At 61.8% G+C, this 17,637-nt stretch carries 16 protein-coding genes; 11 read left to right on the plus strand and 5 right to left on the minus strand.

Annotation, left to right across the window (positions count from 1 at the left end):
* Positions 1 to 198 precede the first annotated feature (198 nt).
* Positions 199 to 1,623 carry an aspartate ammonia-lyase gene (aspA, locus tag HX830_RS29140; RefSeq protein WP_103499214.1) on the minus strand — a complete coding sequence of 475 codons (1,425 nt, stop codon included), beginning with the start codon at positions 1,621 to 1,623 and terminating at the stop codon, positions 199 to 201.
* Between the two features lie 181 nt (positions 1,624 to 1,804).
* On the opposite strand from aspA, the gene HX830_RS29145 reads away from it, so the two are divergent.
* From HX830_RS29145 to HX830_RS29165, 5 genes are all read left to right on the plus strand, one after another.
* Entirely contained in the window at positions 1,805 to 2,722 is a 918-nt protein-coding gene (locus tag HX830_RS29145; protein WP_177104126.1) for a LysR substrate-binding domain-containing protein, read from the plus strand.
* Between the two features lie 211 nt (positions 2,723 to 2,933).
* Positions 2,934 to 3,425, plus strand: coding sequence for a 5-(carboxyamino)imidazole ribonucleotide mutase (purE, locus tag HX830_RS29150; protein WP_040071792.1), 492 nt, complete (start codon positions 2,934 to 2,936; stop codon positions 3,423 to 3,425).
* Positions 3,426 to 3,436: 11 nt separating this feature from the next.
* A complete protein-coding gene (locus HX830_RS29155) occupies positions 3,437 to 4,519 on the plus strand; it encodes a 5-(carboxyamino)imidazole ribonucleotide synthase (RefSeq protein ID WP_103499414.1) in 1,083 nt (360 codons plus the stop codon).
* 106 nt (positions 4,520 to 4,625) lie between these two features.
* Positions 4,626 to 4,871, plus strand: coding sequence for a GlsB/YeaQ/YmgE family stress response membrane protein (locus HX830_RS29160; protein WP_103499413.1), 246 nt, complete (start codon positions 4,626 to 4,628; stop codon positions 4,869 to 4,871).
* A gap of 80 nt (positions 4,872 to 4,951) precedes the next feature.
* On the plus strand, positions 4,952 to 5,488 hold the full coding sequence (locus tag HX830_RS29165; protein WP_177104128.1) for a DUF3299 domain-containing protein: 537 nt from the start codon (positions 4,952 to 4,954) through the stop codon (positions 5,486 to 5,488).
* A 151-nt stretch (positions 5,489 to 5,639) separates the two neighbouring features.
* Here HX830_RS29165 and HX830_RS29170 read toward each other — a convergent pair whose 3' ends face one another.
* Both HX830_RS29170 and HX830_RS29175 read right to left on the minus strand, forming a co-directional pair.
* Positions 5,640 to 6,542, minus strand: coding sequence for a D-hexose-6-phosphate mutarotase (locus tag HX830_RS29170; RefSeq protein WP_177104130.1), 903 nt, complete (start codon positions 6,540 to 6,542; stop codon positions 5,640 to 5,642).
* Between the two features lie 51 nt (positions 6,543 to 6,593).
* Complete coding sequence (locus tag HX830_RS29175; RefSeq protein ID WP_040071787.1) at positions 6,594 to 6,992, minus strand: acyl-CoA thioesterase; 399 nt, start codon at positions 6,990 to 6,992, stop codon at positions 6,594 to 6,596.
* Between the two features lie 372 nt (positions 6,993 to 7,364).
* Between HX830_RS29175 and HX830_RS29180 the strand changes: the two genes are divergently transcribed.
* Entirely contained in the window at positions 7,365 to 8,654 is a 1,290-nt protein-coding gene (locus HX830_RS29180) for an MFS transporter (RefSeq protein ID WP_177104132.1), read from the plus strand.
* 20 nt (positions 8,655 to 8,674) lie between these two features.
* On the opposite strand, the gene HX830_RS29185 is transcribed toward HX830_RS29180, so the two are convergent.
* The gene (locus HX830_RS29185) at positions 8,675 to 9,166 is read right to left on the minus strand and encodes a type II toxin-antitoxin system VapC family toxin (RefSeq protein ID WP_152736631.1); all 492 of its coding nucleotides are present in this window, start codon (positions 9,164 to 9,166) and stop codon (positions 8,675 to 8,677) included.
* A complete protein-coding gene (locus HX830_RS29190) occupies positions 9,163 to 10,221 on the minus strand; it encodes a helix-turn-helix domain-containing protein (RefSeq protein WP_152736632.1) in 1,059 nt (352 codons plus the stop codon). The genes HX830_RS29185 and HX830_RS29190 overlap by 4 nt, the downstream gene beginning before the upstream one ends.
* Before the next feature lie 340 nt (positions 10,222 to 10,561).
* Here HX830_RS29190 and HX830_RS29195 point away from each other — a divergent pair, with 340 nt between their 5' ends.
* From HX830_RS29195 to phoU, 5 genes are all read left to right on the plus strand, one after another.
* Positions 10,562 to 11,551 (plus strand): phosphate ABC transporter substrate-binding protein PstS, encoded by a 990-nt coding sequence (locus HX830_RS29195; protein WP_103499409.1) that lies wholly within the window; start codon positions 10,562 to 10,564, stop codon positions 11,549 to 11,551.
* Positions 11,552 to 11,967: 416 nt separating this feature from the next.
* On the plus strand, positions 11,968 to 14,001 hold the full coding sequence (locus HX830_RS29200) for an ABC transporter permease subunit (RefSeq protein WP_177104163.1): 2,034 nt from the start codon (positions 11,968 to 11,970) through the stop codon (positions 13,999 to 14,001).
* A gap of 15 nt (positions 14,002 to 14,016) precedes the next feature.
* On the plus strand, positions 14,017 to 15,687 hold the full coding sequence (gene pstA / locus HX830_RS29205; RefSeq protein WP_103499407.1) for a phosphate ABC transporter permease PstA: 1,671 nt from the start codon (positions 14,017 to 14,019) through the stop codon (positions 15,685 to 15,687).
* A 160-nt stretch (positions 15,688 to 15,847) separates the two neighbouring features.
* Positions 15,848 to 16,681 carry a phosphate ABC transporter ATP-binding protein PstB gene (pstB, locus tag HX830_RS29210; protein ID WP_103499406.1) on the plus strand — a complete coding sequence of 278 codons (834 nt, stop codon included), beginning with the start codon at positions 15,848 to 15,850 and terminating at the stop codon, positions 16,679 to 16,681.
* A gap of 114 nt (positions 16,682 to 16,795) precedes the next feature.
* Entirely contained in the window at positions 16,796 to 17,557 is a 762-nt protein-coding gene (gene phoU, locus HX830_RS29215) for a phosphate signaling complex protein PhoU (protein WP_100939820.1), read from the plus strand.
* Positions 17,558 to 17,637: the final 80 nt, after the last annotated feature.

The raw sequence follows: 17,637 nt of genomic DNA on the forward strand, positions 1-17,637 counted from the left end.
GCACCGCAGTCGTCTGTACTCGTTTGTAGTACAAACGACGAAGCGCAGGGTATTTCTGGTGAAGGCAGGGGCCGGGATAGAGCCTTCGTCCTACTTTCGGTTGTAAAAAAAAGGGCCTGAAGAGTGACCTTCAGGCCCTCAAAAGGTGAGAGGTGTCTAGTCCCTCGACCTGGTGAGCGTGTTGCAGTCCGGTGAAGTTCAGCCCTTCAGGGGCACCAGACGCGGAGCAATCATGTTTTCCGGGCGCAGGATGTCGGCGAGCATGGCGTCGTCGAGCAGGCCTTCTTCGCGCACCAGTTCCAGTACGCCACGGCCACTTTCCAGGGCGATGCGGGCGATCCGGGTGGCGTTTTCATAGCCGATGTAGGGGTTCAGCGCGGTGACCAGGCCGATGGAGTGTTCCACCAGTTCGCGGCAGCGGGCTTCGTTGGCGGTGATGCCGACGATGCAGTGCTCGCGCAGCATGTCCATGGCGCGTTGCAGCAGGCGGATCGAGTCGAAGATCTTGAAGGCGATCAGCGGTTCCATCACGTTCAGTTGCAGTTGGCCGCCTTCGGCCGCGATGGTCAGGGCCAGGTCGTTGCCGATGATCTGGAACGCCACCTGGTTGACCGCTTCCGGGATCACCGGGTTGACCTTGCCGGGCATGATCGAGCTGCCGGGCTGACGCGCTGGCAGGTTGATTTCGTTGATGCCGGTGCGCGGGCCGCTGGACAGCAGGCGCAGGTCGTTGCAGATCTTCGACAGCTTGACCGCAGTGCGCTTGAGCATGCCGGAGAACAGCACGAAGGCGCCCATGTCGGAGGTGGCTTCGATCAGGTCGGCGGCCGGTACCAGCGGTTGGCCGCTGATCAGGGCCAGGCGGTCGACCGCCAGTTGCTGGTAGCGCGGGTCGGCGTTGATGCCGGTGCCGATGGCGGTGCCGCCCAGGTTGACTTCGGTCAGCAGTTCCGGAGCCAGGGTCTTCAGGCGGGCCAGGTCTTCGCTCAGGGTGGTGGCGAAGGCGCGGAATTCCTGGCCGAGGGTCATCGGCACGGCGTCTTGCAGCTGGGTACGGCCCATTTTCAGGACGTGGCTGAACTCCTGGCCCTTGGCGGCGAAGGCCTGGATCAGGCTGTCGAGGCTGGCGAGCAGGGCGTCGTGGCCCAGCAGCAGACCCAGGCGGATGGCCGTCGGGTAGGCGTCGTTGGTCGACTGCGCCATGTTCACGTCGTTGTTCGGGTGCAGGTACTGGTATTCGCCCTTGCTGTGGCCCATGGCCTCCAGCGCGATGTTGGCGATGACTTCGTTGGCATTCATATTGGTCGAAGTGCCAGCGCCGCCTTGAATCATGTCGACCACGAACTGCTCGTGGAAGTCGCCGCGCACCAGACGGGCACAGGCTTCGCTGATGGCCGCGTGTTTGGCTTCGGTCAGGTGACCGAGCTCGCGGTTGGCGTCAGCGGCAGCTTGTTTGACCATGGCCAGGGCCACGACCAGCTTCGGGTAGTGCGAGATCGGGACGCCGGAGAGACGGAAGTTGTTCACCGCTCGCAGGGTCTGGATGCCGTAATACGCGTCGGCGGGTACTTCGAGTACGCCAAGCAGGTCTTTTTCTGTGCGGAAAGATGCAGCGGAGGACATGATAGAAATCATCTCGATAAGAACCCGGTCGGTGCCGGAACGTTGGCAATGCTAGGCTTGAGGGAATTTTTGGGCCAATGCTGTTCAGCACTGGCCTATGCACAAACGGCATAATGTGGATGTGACGCGTTGTGTATGACGAGCGTGTGAACCAAAATGGTGCGCATGGTGGGAGGCGCCGATGAATCTCGAAAGCAAATGGTTGGAAGATTTCAGTGCCCTGGCGGCGACCCGCAGCTTTTCCCAGGCGGCCGAGCGGCGCTTTGTCACGCAGCCGGCGTTCAGCCGACGGATCCGCAGCCTGGAGTCGGCGCTGGGGCTGACCCTGGTCAACCGCTCGCGCACGCCGATCGAGCTGACGGCGGCGGGGCAGTTGTTCCTGGTGACGGCGCGCACGGTGGTCGAGCAACTGGGCGAGGTGGTGCGCCATCTGCATCACCTGGAGGGCGGGCAGGGCGAAGTCATGCAGGTGGCGGCGGCGCATTCCCTGGCGCTGGGCTTCTTTCCGCGCTGGATCGCGCAGTTGCGTAATGAAGGGTTGAATATCGCCACGCGGCTGGTGGCGACCAACGTCGGCGACGCGGTGCATGCGTTGCGCGAGGGTGGCTGTGACTTGATGCTGGCGTTCTATGACCCGGATGCGGCGTTGCAGATGGATGCGGAGATCTTTCCGTCGATGCACCTGGGGCAGACCGAGATGTTGCCGGTCTGTGCGACGGGGCCGGATGGCCAGCCGCTGTTCGACCTGGAGGGCGAGGTGAGCGTGCCGTTGCTGGCGTATAGCGCGGGGGCGTTCCTCGGACGCTCGGTGAACCTGTTGCTGCGCCAGCGCAATCTGCGTTTCACCACTATCTATGAAACCGCGATGGCTGACAGTTTGAAGAGCATGGCGCTGGAAGGGCTGGGCATTGCCTGGGTGCCGCATCTCAGTGTCCGGGCCGAGTTGGCGCGGGGCGAACTGGTGGTGTGTGGCGGCCCGCAATGGCATGTGCCGCTGGAAATCCGCCTGTATCGCTGTGCGCTGGTGCGCAAGGCCAATGTGCGTTTGTTGTGGCGCAAGCTCGAAGGCGCGGCGGCACAGACGCCGAGTCCGAATTGACCTGGAAGTCAGGTAAACCGGCCTTCAGCGGCTAAAATCCGGCAAACGACAGATGGTCGGTAAAGGTGCGTTTAACGCACTTTTTTCGGTATACTGCGCGGCCTTCGGCCGGCTTGCCCGGCCCCGATTCGCATGACAAGCCACGCCGGTCTCCCGCGTGGCTTGTTGTTTTTTGACGCGCCCGCGGGCGCCCAAGAGAAGAGGCACGACGATGAGTGCACTGGTTGGCGTGATCATGGGCTCCAAGTCCGATTGGTCCACCCTTAGCCACACCGCCGATATGCTGGAAAAGCTCGGCATCCCCTACGAGGTGAAAGTGGTCTCCGCCCACCGCACCCCGGACCTGCTCTTCCAGTACGCCGAAGAGGCCGAGTCCCGTGGGATCGAGGTGATCATCGCCGGTGCCGGCGGCGCGGCGCACCTGCCAGGCATGTGCGCGGCCAAGACCCACCTGCCGGTGCTGGGCGTGCCGGTGCAGTCGGCGATGCTCTCGGGCGTCGACTCGCTGCTGTCGATCGTGCAGATGCCGGCCGGTATTCCGGTCGCGACCCTGGCCATCGGCAAGGCCGGCGCGATCAATGCCGCGCTGCTCTCGGCGAGCATCCTGGGCGCCAAGCACCCGCATTTCCACACCGTGCTGAAGAAATTCCGTGCAGAACAGACAGACAGCGTGCTGGACAATCCAGACCCACGCGTCGCCTGAGGTTGATGACGATGAAGATCGGTGTAATCGGTGGCGGCCAGTTGGGCCGCATGTTGGCGCTGGCGGGTACGCCGCTGGGGATGAACTTCGCTTTCCTGGACCCTGCGCCGGATGCCTGTGCCGCTGCCCTCGGTGAGCATCTGCGCGCCGATTACGGCGATCAGGATCACCTGCGCCAGTTGGCCGACGAAGTGGACGTGGTGACCTTCGAGTTCGAAAGCGTCCCGGCGGAAACCGTGGCCTTCCTGTCGCAGTTCGTGCCGGTCTATCCGAGCGCCGAAGCCCTGCGCATCGCCCGTGATCGCTGGTTCGAAAAGAGCATGTTCAAGGACCTGGGGATTCCCACCCCGGCCTTCGCCGATATCCAGTCCCAGGCGGACCTGGATGCCGCCGTCGCCAGCATCGGCCTGCCGGCCGTGCTGAAAACCCGCACCCTGGGCTATGACGGCAAGGGCCAGAAAGTCCTGCGCAGCGCGGCCGATGTGGTCGGCACCTTCGCCGAACTGGGCAGCGTCGCCTGCCTGCTGGAAGGCTTTGTGCCCTTCACCGGGGAAGTCTCGCTGATCGCCGTGCGCGGCCGTGACGGCGAAACCTGCTTCTACCCGCTGGTGCACAACACCCACGACAACGGCATCTTGCGCCTGTCCGTGGCCAGCACCGACCATCCGCTGCAAGCCCTGGCCGAAGAGTATGCCGGCCGGGTGCTCAAGCAGCTGAATTATGTCGGTGTGCTGGCGTTCGAGTTCTTTGAAGTCGACGGTGGCCTCAAGGCCAACGAAATCGCGCCACGGGTGCACAACTCCGGGCACTGGACCACCGAAGGCGCCGAGTGCAGCCAGTTCGAAAACCACCTGCGGGCGATTGCCGGGCTGCCGCTGGGTTCGACCGCGAAGGTCGGCGAAAGCGCGATGCTCAACTTTATCGGCGCCGTGCCGCCGGTGGAGCAGGTGATTGCCATCGCCGATTGCCATCTGCATCACTATGGCAAGGCGTTCAAGGCCGGCCGCAAGGTCGGTCACGCGACGCTGCGCTGCGCGGACAAGGCCACGCTGCAGGAGCAGATCCTGCGGGTCGAGGCGTTGATCGCCGAATAAAGATAGTCAGTGCCGGCGGGAACCTACGGTTGCCGCCGGCCTCTGATGGCAGGATGTCAAAGTGCTGACTAGGCTTTGACTGTGCACACTCACCGAGGGAAATGCCATGCACATTATCTGGACAATTTTTATCGGCCTCATCGTTGGCCTGGTGGCGCGTTTCCTCAAGCCAGGTGACGACAGCATGGGTTGGATCATGACCATCCTGCTGGGTATCGGTGGTTCGCTGGCGGCGACCTATGGTGGTCAGGCGCTGGGGATCTATCACGCGGGTCAGAGTGCCGGCTTTATCGGTGCGGTTGTGGGCGCGATTGTCTTGCTGGTGATCTACAACCTGATCAGAAGAAACTGATCCAGGCGATCAAACCCTCTCTGCCGCCATGGCGGAGAGGGCTAGAATGTGCGACATCCTCTCTGTTTTCGAGTCTCCCCATGCGCCGTCTTCTTTTGACCCTTGTTTTCCTGGGCAGTGGCCTGGCCCATGCCGGTGAACTTCCGGAAACCGACTGGCTGGAACTGATGCCCAAGTCGGACCAGAAAGCCCTTGAGCAAATGCCGGAAATCACCCACAACACGCCCGAGGGCGACGGTACTTTTACCGCCAAGGGTGGGTTGAAGCAGAGCAAGGGTTTGCCGGCGGTGATGTATTCGACCAAGACCGTGGCGGCGATGGACGGCAAGGATATTCGCATCGGTGGGTATCCGGTGCCGCTGGAGACCGACGCCAAGGGCCGCAGCACGTTGTTTTTCCTGGTGCCGTACCCGGGCGCCTGCATCCACGTGCCGCCACCGCCGCCCAATCAACTGGTGCTGGTGCGGTATCCCAGGGGTTTGAAGCTGGATGATATCTATACGCCGCTGTGGGTGACCGGCACGCTGAAGATCGAGAAGGTCAGCAATGACCTGGCCGACGCGGCGTATGCGCTGGATGCGGGGAAGGTGCGGGTGGTGAAGGAGTCGGATCTGTAAGGCGCGAGATCTTCGGCGCTTGTCAGATCGTCTTCGCGGCGGTGCGGCGATCCGACAAGCCCTGCTCCTACAGTGTTGTGTCGTGCACAAGATCGGTGAGCGACGACGTACTGTAGGAGCAGGGCTTGCCCGCGAAGGCCGCGACGCGGTCTCAAGCCAGGCGCTGACTACCGATGGTCACACCCAACGTATGACTTGCCCCCGTCGCCAGCGTCACCACGTCATCCATCACGTTCGCGGTCTCGATGCAGAGCATCTTCTGCCAACCATCGTCGGCCATATCGCTGAACTGGCTGGCCCGACCAATCCACGGATTCCAGATCACCGCCGTCCGCGAACCGCTGCTGGTCAGCTGGATACGCCGCTGCCAGTCCGAATCGACAATGCTCAACTGCGATGGCGCATCCTGGTAGATGCGGTCGGTCTCGCCGCTAAAGTGCAAGCTGCCCATCTGCGTCGTCGACTGCCAGTCCTCCAGCGTATCGATATAGCTCAGGCCCTCGACCCCTTCGACCCGCACATTGCGCACATCGCTGACGGCGAAATAGGTGTGCAGCGCCTGGCTGATGCTGACCGGATGATCGTCCTGGTTTTCGCTGGTCAGCTCGACATGCAAGGTCTCACCCAGGCGAATACGCAGGCTCAGACCAACCTTGTGCGGCCAGCCCGGCAGACCGCCTTCGGGCAGCGGCAGGCTGAACGTCACGTTCACCGCCTCGCCTTCGGCTTCGATGCCCTGCAACGTCCAGTTCATTGTCCGCACCAAACCGTGGGCCGTGGCGGCCTCGCTGCTCTGGCGCATGGCCTGCACGCTGTCCGGATTACGCGAAAAGTTGCCGAACCACGGCCAGCACACCGGCACCCCAGCGCGAATGCCCTGGCCTTGCTTGAACACGGCCTCGTTGTTGAGCCAGATCAGCGGCGGTTGCCCGGCCAACTGGTAACTGAGGATCTGCGCGCCTTGTTGCGCCACCAGCAATTCGGCCTGGCCGTGGCTGATCCGCCAGCCGTTCAGCTCATCCAGTTTTACCGCTTCAACATGGGGCGTGGTCATGGTGTTCTCGCAAGACAGGGAGTTGTAACGGGCCGCGCGCGGGCGGCCGGATTAACGCCGTGGCACGGAGCGGGTGCGCCCGCTGCCGTCGATGGCCACGAACACAAACGCCGCTTCGGTGACCTTGCGCCATTCGCTGGTCAGCGGATCGTCGCTCCACACCTCGACCATCATCCGCATCGAGCTGCGGCCGATTTCTTCGGTATGGGTATAAAAGGACAGTTGCGCGCCGACGGCGACCGGGACCAGGAATGCCATGCGGTCGATGGACACCGTGGCCACCCGGCCGCCGGCCACTTTACTGGCCATGGCGGTGCCGGCCAGGTCCATCTGGCTGACCAGCCAGCCGCCATAAATGTCGCCGAAACCGTTGGCTTCACGCGGGAGCGCGGTGATTTGCAGGGCGAGATCGCCTTGCGGGATTGGATCTTCTTGTTCGAGTTCGATCATGCCGGGGTGCCTCTGACCCGTAACGCTACGTTGGTACTGCAGGTGAATAGCCGTCTTCAAGAAAAACGATTCAGCCCGAACATACTACGTTCGTTACGTTTCTCGTAAGCCGCACTAAGGGAAACTCTGCGAAAGCGGCTGGTTCGGCCCAACGGCGTTTTCGCACAATACCCCTCTAGCCTGCGGGTTTTACCCGGCGCAGGGCACGAGTATATCGGTCGGTAGACCGCGAGACGACCTCCCGGTTCTCATTTTTGCCGACGAATGCGCCGATCCATGTGCTTTTACGAACAATTTGCTATCGTGCCAGACCTGCTCCCAGCCTGAGTCGAGCCTTGCGTGGCTCATAGACGTGCCCAATAAGAGAAGCCCATGACCACCGCGTCCACCCCGATTGCGCAACCCGCGCGCCCGCTGACCCGTAACGACTACAAGACTTTATCGCTGTCTGCCCTGGGCGGTGCGCTGGAGTTCTACGACTTTATCATTTTCGTGTTTTTTGCCGCAGTGGTCGGCAAGTTGTTTTTCCCGGCGGACATGCCCGAGTGGCTGCGCCTGATGCAGACCTTCGGGATTTTCGCCGCCGGCTACCTGGCCCGGCCACTGGGCGGCATCGTGATGGCGCACTTCGGCGACCTGCTGGGGCGCAAGAAGATGTTCACCCTGAGTATTTTCCTGATGGCGGTGCCGACCCTGATCATGGGCCTGCTGCCGACCTATGGGCAGATCGGCATCTGGGCGCCGATCCTGCTGTTGCTGATGCGGGTGATCCAGGGCGCGGCCATCGGCGGTGAAGTGCCGGGGGCCTGGGTGTTCGTCGCCGAACACGTGCCGGAGCGCAAGATCGGCTTTGCCTGCGGCACCCTGACTTCGGGCCTGACCGCCGGCATCCTGCTCGGTTCGTTGGTGGCGACCCTGATCAACAGCCTTTATACCCCGCTGGAAGTGGCGGATTACGCCTGGCGGATCCCGTTCCTGCTGGGCGGTGTGTTCGGCCTGTTCTCGGTCTACCTGCGCCGCTGGCTGCACGAGACCCCGGTGTTCGCCGAGTTGCAGCAACGCAAGGCGCTGTCCGACGGCATCCCGCTGGGCGCGGTGCTGCGTGATCATCGCGGCGCGATCCTGATCTCGATGCTGTTGACCTGGGTGCTGTCCGCTGGCGTGGTGGTGGTGATCCTGATGACCCCGACCGTGCTGCAAACGGCTTTTCACTTTTCCCCGACCATTTCGCTGGAAGCCAACAGCCTGGCGACGATCTGCCTGACCCTGGGTTGCATCCTTTCCGGTGCGCTGGCCGACCGTTTTGGTGCCGGGCGGGTCTTTGTGTTCGGCAGCCTGGGGTTGATGGTGACGTTCTGGACCTTCTATAGCACCGTACCGACTCACCCCGAGTGGCTGTTCCCGCTGTATGCCCTGAGCGGCCTGTTCGTCGGCACCATCGGTGCGACGCCTTACGTGATGGTCAAGGCGTTCCCGGCGGTGGTGCGCTTCAGTGGCCTGTCGTTCTCCTACAACCTGGCCTACGCGATCTTCGGCGGCCTGACCCCGATGATCGTCACCCTGCTGCTCAAGGAAAGCCCGATGGGCCCCGCCTATTATGTGGCGATCATTTGCGGCATCGGTGTGCTGGTGGGCGGGTATCTGTGGTCGAAGGGGCGTTAAGCGGCGGTTAAAAGCGCGCGTCAGTCTTGTCGCCAGCGACTGATCCGGGAGTGGCATTCTCTCTCCGGCAGTCGCGCTCCGCTCTCGGTCATGGTTTCCAGTGCGTTGGCTGCTTCTTGAGGTGTCACCACGAGGTGTTCCACCATCAGATCCAGCAGCCAGAGCGCGCCACGCACCTGTAGTCCGTCGCGTTGGGCCTGGCGTCTGAGCCGGCCATCGCCGGTGAGCAGCGGGCGCCCGGTTTCCTGGGCGAGCAGGTAGCAGGAGACATCAGCCAGGGAGCTGTTGTTGTGTTCAACCTTGAGCGTGAAGAGGCGCATCACGCCGTTACCATCGAATGACTCGATCAACAGCCCATGGCCAAGCAGTTGCTCGCGTGAGAAGTCCTTGAGCTCTTCAAGTACGAAGTCGGTACAGCAAAAAGTGAAGGGCAGCTTGAACAGTTGCTCCAGCAATCCGGCGTTTCTGAAGTCGATCCAGATGTTCGTATCGCTGATATAGATGAGGCTCATGGACTCTCCAGCGGGCCCAGGAAGTTGGGGTCCAGGGAGCTCACTGGTTGGCGCAGCAGTTCACCCGCGCGGGATTTGCTGATCAGACCCTCCGCCAACCCACGAAAGACCAACGACTCGAAACGCTGCGGGGGCTTGCAGGGCATAGGTTCGGGTTCAGACTTGCGCCAGCCATTGGCGCTGAATTGAATGGTGAGGGTCTTGTAGCCGCTTTCGCTAAGCAGATTCAGGTCTTTCAGCCGGCGCAGCGCTGCCTGCATCGACAGCCCATAGTGACGCTTGGCGATCAACAGTTCGCGAGGATGGACCCTGGAGCGAGGGTGGCTGCCAAAGTCGCCGGTGACGCATTTGGCCGGATACAGAAAGGCGCCCGCAAAACGATGGCAGCACTGTTCCTTGTCCGCCTCGGGCATGTTGGCGGGTAGCCGCATGACCCAGTGCCCAAGCTCGTGGGCGGCGGTGAAGCGAATACGCTCGCCGGGTCGTTCGGTATTCAGCGCAATCAGCACATGGTGACCGTCATCGGTGGCGGCACAGGCTCCATCGAAGTCATCCGACCCCGACAGCATGGCCACCTTGATGCCGTGCTCTTCCAGTTGCTCGGTCAGGTGAAAGATCGGATCGCCGCCCAGTCCCCAGAACTCACGGAGCGCCTGCGCGGCGTGCTCCGCCTCTTCCAGTGAGCTGACATCAATCATCCCGGCGGGCGTCGTGGCCGTCAGAATCTCTCGCGGGTCGAAGCATTCCTCCAGCGCGATGTAGCGCTCAAGGTATTCACGCATCTGCTCTTCTATCTGGACCTGGCGATATTTAGGCATCTTCGCCAGCTTGCGAAATTCCAGGGGCGCCAACGGAATGGCATCCACGCGGAAGAAATACTCCGGGCTCACCTCCAGGACCGCCGCTATTTGCAGCAGGCGCGTGGAGTTCGGCGTATTCAAGCCTTTCTCGTATTTGCTGAGCGCTTGTTTGGTGATGTCACCCAGCTGGAGGGCCAAAGCCTCCAGAGACATGCCGCGTAGCAAGCGGGCACGGCGGATTCGGTCGCTGATCATAAAATCCCCTCGGGTTGACAAATTTGTATTTTATTCATGTTTTGTCAACCTATCGAGCATTTCAAGATGTATTTGCTGGCATTGAGGCGGCACTGGAGGTGCGTCGCCTCCATATAAAGGAAGAGGGTTTCAAATTGTTTCAGTCTTGACATGATTCAGTGCCGCGCGACGGCGGCGTAGTCCAGTAAAGGCGGGCGTTTGCCCGCTTTTGCGTTCAGAAAACCAGCGGTTTGCGCATGATGGCCATTCATCTAACTGTCATATAACAGTCATAGAGTGTTCATCCGGCCTACTGATACTTGGCCCCGATCTGATAAACCCTCTCTGCTAGGAGCAAGGCATGAAACTGAAGCGTTTGATGGCGGCAATGACTTTTGTCGCTGCTGGCGTTGCAACTGCCCACGCGGTCGCCGCTGGTGTGGACCCGGCCATTCCGTCTTATACAAAAGCCACGGGCGTATCGGGTAACCTGTCCAGTGTTGGTTCCGACACCCTGGCCAACCTCATGACCCTGTGGGCCGAGGGCTACAAGAAAGAATACCCGAACGTGAACATTCAGATTCAGGCCGCCGGTTCCGCTACCGCGCCGCCCGCCCTGACTGAAGGCACTTCGAACCTGGGCCCGATGAGCCGCAAGATGAAGGACACCGAACTGGCGGCCTTCGAGCAGAAGTACGGCTACAAGCCGACCGCTATCCCGGTCGCCGTGGATGCCCTGGCCGTGTTCGTGCACAAGGACAACCCGATCAAGCACCTGACCATGGAACAAGTCGACGCGATCTTCTCCTCGACTCGTCTGTGCGGCGCCAAAGCCGAAGTCAAGACCTGGGCTGACCTGGGTGTGACCGGTGACCTGGCCAACAAGCCAGTGCAACTGTTCGGCCGTAACTCGGTATCCGGCACCTACGGCTACTTCAAGGAAGAAGCCCTGTGCAAAGGCGACTACAAGCCTAACGTGAACGAACAACCGGGTTCGGCTTCCGTTGTGCAGTCCATCAGCTCCTCGCTGAACGGTATCGGCTACTCGGGTATCGGCTACAAGACCGCCAGCGTGAAAACCGTTGCCCTGTCGAAGAAAGGCAGCACCGAGTTCATCGAAGACAGCGAAGAAAACGCCCTGAACGGCAAATACCCGCTGTCGCGTTTCCTCTACGTCTATGTCAACAAGGCCCCGGGCAAGCCTCTGGCTCCGCTGGAAGCCGAGTTCGTGAAACTGGTTCTGTCCAAGCAGGGTCAGGAAGTGGTTGTGAAAGACGGCTACATCCCACTGCCCGCCAAAGTTGCCGCCAAGGCACTGGCTGACCTGGGCCTGAGCGAAGGCAAGCAGTAAGCCTTCGGCCGGGACGCCAGTCCCGGCAGCAACACCAAGGCGCGGTCTGATCCCAATCGACCGCGCCCCTCATTCCGAAACCGCTGCCAGCCTTGCTGGGCGGCGGCTTCAGTGCGTCACCGCATTGTCATCTTTCTGTCATACAGGACCGCTAGGGTGTGCGCATGAACGATCTGGCCAATTCCACCATGACTACGACTTCACCCCCCAAGCGCATTGATTTCAATACGCCTGAGCTGCAACGCAAGCGCCGTATCCGCGCGCTGAAGGATCGCCTGACCCGTTGGTATGTGTTCATTGGCGGCCTCGCCGTCCTCGGGGCGATCACCCTGATCTTCTTCTTTCTCGGTTATGTGGTCCTGCCCCTGTTCCAGGGCGCCTCGCTGACCGCCGAGAAAAGCATTACCCCCGCCTGGATCCAGGACGCCGGCAAACCCCTGATGATCTCCCTGGAAGAGCAGAACCAGGTCGGCATGCGGGTTTCCGACAAAGGCCAGGTGCTGTTCTTCAATGTCCAGGACGCCAGCGAACTGTCGCGGGTCGACCTGCCGATTCCGGCCGGCACCACGGTCACCTCTATCAGTAAGGACCAGCCGGGTATCCCGCTGGTGATTGTCGGCCTGTCCAATGGCCAGGCGCTGGTGTTCCGTCACACCTATAAAGTGACGTATCCGGACGGCAAGAAAACCATTTCCCCCGCGGTCGAGTACCCCTACGGCGAGGCACCGATCATTCTTGATGACCAGGGCCGTGCCCTTGAGCATGTGAACCTGAACGCCGCCGACACCACGTTGGTCGTGGCCGGCTCCACCGGCGCGCAACTGCACGTGCTGGCGCTGACCAAAGAAGAAAACATGATGACCGGCGAGGTCACCAGCGAGCAGAAGAGCATCGAGCTGCCGCAGATGACCGAGCCGGTGAAGGCGATCTATATCGATCCGCGCCAGCAGTGGCTGTATGTGATCAACGGGCGCGCCCAGGCCGATGTCTTCAGCCTGCGCGACAAGAGCCTGAACGGTCGTTACAAACTGCTGGAAAGCGCCAATGCCGAAGTGACCGCCAGTACCCAACTGGTGGGCGGTATCTCGCTGATCATTGGTGACTCCACCGGCGGCCTGGCCCAGTGGTTCATGGCCCGCGATCCGGATGGTGAACTGCGCCTGAAAAATATCCGCGGTTTCCAGATGGGCACCGCGCCGATCGTCGAAATCACCGCCGAAGAGCGTCGCAAGGGCTTTGTCGCCATGGACGCCTCCGGCAAGCTCGGCATTTTCCACAGCACCGCGCACCGGACCCTGCTGGTCAACCAGGTGGTCGACGGCCAGGGCCTGTTCGGTCTGTCGCCGCGGGCCAACCGGGTGATCGTCGAGCAAGGTGGCAAGATCCAGCCGTTGGTCCTCAATAACCCGCACCCGGAAGTGTCCTGGAGCGCGCTGTGGAGCAAGGTCTGGTACGAGAACTACGACGAACCCAAGTACGTCTGGCAATCGACCGCCGCCAACACCGACTTCGAACCCAAGCTGAGCCTGTCGCCGCTGACCTTCGGTACCCTGAAGGCCGCGTTCTACGCCATGCTCCTGGCTGCACCGCTGGCCGTCGCCGCGGCCATCTACACCGCCTACTTCATGGCCCCGGGCATGCGCCGCAAGGTCAAGCCGGTGATCGAACTGATGGAAGCGATGCCGACGGTGATCCTCGGCTTCTTCGCCGGCCTGTTCCTGGCACCTTATGTAGAAGGGCATCTGCCGGGGATCTTCAGCCTGCTGATGCTCGTGCCGATCGGCATCCTGGTGGCCGGCTTCGCCTGGAGCCGCCTGCCCGATTCGCTGCGCCTGCGGGTGCCGGACGGCTGGGAAAGCGCGATCCTGATCCCAGTGATCCTGTTCGTCGGCTGGCTCTCGCTGTTTATGAGCCCGCACCTGGAGAACTGGTTCTTCGGCGGCGACATGCGCATGTGGATCTCCCACGACCTGGGCATCACCTACGACCAGCGCAACGCCCTGGTGGTCGGCCTGGCCATGGGCTTCGCGGTGATCCCGAACATCTACTCCATCGCCGAAGACGCCGTGTTCAGCGTGCCGCGCGGCCTGACCCTGGGCTCGCTGGCCCTGGGCGCCACGCCGTGGCAGACCATGACGCGGGTGGTGATTCTCACCGCCAGCCCGGGGATCTTCTCGGCGCTGATGATCGGCATGGGCCGCGCCGTCGGCGAGACCATGATCGTGCTGATGGCCACCGGCAACACCCCGGTCATGGAGATGAACCTGTTCGAGGGCCTGCGCACCCTGGCGGCCAACGTCGCGGTGGAGATGCCGGAGTCGGAAGTCGGCGGTAGCCACTACCGCGTGCTGTTCCTCTCGGCGCTGGTGCTGCTGCTGTTCACGTTCATCATGAACACCCTCGCGGAACTGATTCGTCAGCGTCTGCGCAAGAAATACTCGTCGCTTTAAGAAAGGTAGAAGTCTGTGAAACAGAACTCCCTGAACAGCTGGTTCAAGAGCGGCGCCCCCGGCGTCTGGATCAGCGGTGGTGCGGTATCCATCGCGGTCATCATGACCATCGGCCTGCTGGCCGTGATCGCTGTGCGCGGCCTGGGCCACTTCTGGCCGGCCGACCTGGTGCATGCCCAGTACAACGTGCCGGGCCAGGCCAACCAGCTCGTGGTCGGCGAAGTGGTACAGAAGGAAGAAGTGCCGCGCGCGCGTCTGAAGACCGCCGGCTTGCCGGTGCCCGACGAAGGCCCCGAGTTCATGACCCGGGAGCTGATCAAGGTCGGTAACCGCGACCTGAACGGCAACGACTTCACCTGGATCGTCGGCGAGTGGTTGCAGGACCAGACCTACCCGGCCGAACTGATGACCATCGAGCGTCGTGAGTGGGGCAACTTCTACGGCACCCTGGTCAACGTCAAGGAGAACGGCAAGGTGATCGCCGAAGGCGAAGCCGCCTGGCCCGAGTTGCAGGCCCGTGTCCAGCGCGTGAACGGGTTGGCGGCGCAGATCAAGACACTCGAGAAGAGTGATATCGGCGCGATCAACGCCGGCCTCGAGCGGATTCGTCTGCACGGCCGCAAGCTGGAACTGGAAGGCCGGCTCGACGCCACCGCGCAAGCCGACATGGCCACCGAACGTGCCGAACTGAATGCCCGTTACCAGGACATCGAAGCGCACCTGAGCGATCTGCACACCCAGTTCAACCGCGACAGCCTGACGGCCCGCGATGCCAACGGCAAGGAACTGGAAATCAGCATCGGCAAAGTGGTCCACGCCTATCAGCCGAACGCCATGGGCAAGCTGACCAAGCTGGGCTTCTACTTCAGCAAGGTCTGGGAGTTCCTCAGCGACGACCCGCGTGAAGCCAACACCGAAGGCGGGATCTTCCCGGCGATCTTCGGCACCGTGATGATGACCCTGATCATGGCGATGATCGTGACCCCGTTCGGCGTGCTGGCGGCGGTCTACCTGCGTGAATACGCCAAGCAGAACGCGCTGACCCGGATTATCCGCATCGCGGTGAACAACCTGGCCGGTGTCCCGGCGATCGTCTACGGCGTGTTCGGCCTGGGCTTCTTCGTCTACGTGCTGGGCGGCTCGCTGGACCGGCTGTTCTTCCCCGAAGCCCTGCCGGCACCGACCTTCGGTACCCCGGGTCTGCTCTGGGCCTCCCTGACCCTGGCGCTGCTGGCGGTGCCGGTGGTGATCGTGGCGACGGAGGAAGGCCTGGCGCGGATTCCCCGCACCGTGCGCGAAGGTTCGCTGGCCCTGGGGGCGACCAAGGCCGAGACCTTGTGGAAGATCGTCCTGCCGATGGCCAGTCCGGCCATGATGACCGGGATGATCCTCGCCGTGGCCCGCGCCGCCGGCGAAGTGGCCCCGCTGATGCTGGTGGGGGTGGTGAAACTGGCGCCGTCGCTGCCGGTGGACGGCAACTACCCGTACCTGCACCTGGACCAGAAGATCATGCACCTGGGCTTCCACATCTACGACGTCGGCTTCCAGAGCCCGAACGTCGAGGCCGCTCGTCCGTTGGTCTACGCTACGGCGTTGTTGCTGGTGCTGGTGATCGCCACCTTGAACCTGTCGGCCGTATGGATTCGCAACCACCTGCGCGAGAAGTACAAGGCGCTGGATAGCTGATTGCCGTCCCTGTGGGAGCGTGGCTTGCCCGCGAAGCTTTTGGCGGTCTTGAGGCCCCCTTCGCGGGCAAGCCACGCTCCTACAGAACGGCGTTACCGTTGACCCAGGCGTTGTGTCGACGGCTCATTGAACCGAATTTGTTAGCGCAGGGAGTTACCCCATGCAGCATGAACCCCAAACCCACGGCATCAACATGTCCGCCCTGGGCCGTAGCAAGCAGAGCCTGGACCTGGCGAGCGAAACCGTTGCCATCGAAGTCCCGAAACTGAGCCTGTACTACGGCGAGAAGCAGGCGTTGTACGACGTCAGCATGAATATCCCCAAGCAGCGCGTGACCGCCTTTATCGGCCCGTCCGGTTGCGGCAAGTCGACGCTGCTGCGCACCTTCAACCGCATGAACGACCTGGTGGACGGTTGCCGCGTAGAGGGTGAAATCAACCTCTACGGCAACAACATCTACCGCAAGGGCGAGGACGTCGCCGAGCTGCGCCGCAAGGTCGGCATGGTGTTCCAGAAACCCAACCCGTTCCCCAAGACCATCTACGAAAACGTGGTCTATGGCTTGCGTATCCAAGGCATCAACAAGAAGCGTATTCTCGATGAAGCCGTGGAATGGGCCCTCAAGGGCGCGGCGCTGTGGGAAGAGGTCAAGGATCGTCTGCACGACTCGGCCCTGGGCCTGTCCGGCGGTCAGCAACAGCGTCTGGTGATTGCCCGGACCATTGCGGTCGAACCGGAAGTGTTGTTGCTCGACGAACCGTGCTCGGCACTCGATCCGATCTCGACCCTCAAGGTCGAAGAGCTGATCTACGAGTTGAAATCTAAATTCACTATTGTGATCGTCACCCACAACATGCAGCAGGCCGCTCGGGTTTCCGACTACACCGCGTTCATGTACATGGGCAAGCTGGTGGAGTTCGGTGACACCGACACCCTGTTCACCAACCCGGCGAAGAAACAGACAGAAGACTACATCACCGGTCGTTATGGCTAGGTGAGGAAGCTGCAAGTCGTCAGCGACAAGCGGCAAGCACGGGCAGCCTGAGCATATTCATAATTCGGCTTGAAGCTTACAGCTTGAAGCTTGCAGCTTTCGCGGAGCGACACAATGATTGATAAAGACGGTCTTACCCATCACATTTCCGCGCAGTTCAATGCGGAACTGGAAGAAGTACGCAGCCACCTCCTGGCCATGGGCGGCCTGGTCGAGAAGCAGGTCAACGACGCGGTCACCGCGTTGATCGAAGCCGATTCGGGCCTGGCCCAGCAAGTGCGCGAAATCGACGACCAGATCAACCAGATGGAACGCAATATCGACGAGGAATGCCTGCGCATTCTCGCCCGTCGTCAGCCGGCGGCCTCCGACCTGCGCCTGATCATCAGCATCTCCAAGTCGGTGATCGACCTGGAGCGCATCGGTGACGAAGCGACCAAGATCGCCCGTCGCGCCATCCAGCTGTGCGAGGAAGGCGAGGCACCGCGGGGTTATGTCGAGGTCCGCCATATCGGCGACCAGGTGCGCAACATGGTTCGTGACTCGCTGGACGCCTTTGCCCGTTTCGACGCCGAGCTGGCGTTGTCGGTGGCGCAATACGACAAGATCATCGACCGCGAGTACAAGACGGCCCTGCGCGAGCTGGCAACCTACATGATGGAAGATCCGCGCTCGATCAGCCGGGTACTGAGCATCATCTGGGTACTGCGTTCCCTGGAGCGCATCGGCGATCATGCACGGAACATCTCCGAACTGGTGATCTACCTGGTGCGCGGCACCGACGTCCGGCACATGGGCCTCAAGCGCATGCGTCAGGAAGTTGAGGGCACCTTGTCCGAAACTGCTAATGTTCCCGGCGAAGCTGACGATAAGTAAGATTGCCTGAGAAAAACGCCCGGCCTAAGGTCGGGCGTTTTTGTTTGTGGCGTACGAATTTTTACGAGCACCCGCGAACG

It is taken from the genome of Pseudomonas gingeri (assembly GCF_013385425.1).
Classification (GTDB): Bacteria; Pseudomonadota; Gammaproteobacteria; order Pseudomonadales; family Pseudomonadaceae; genus Aquipseudomonas; species Aquipseudomonas gingeri_D.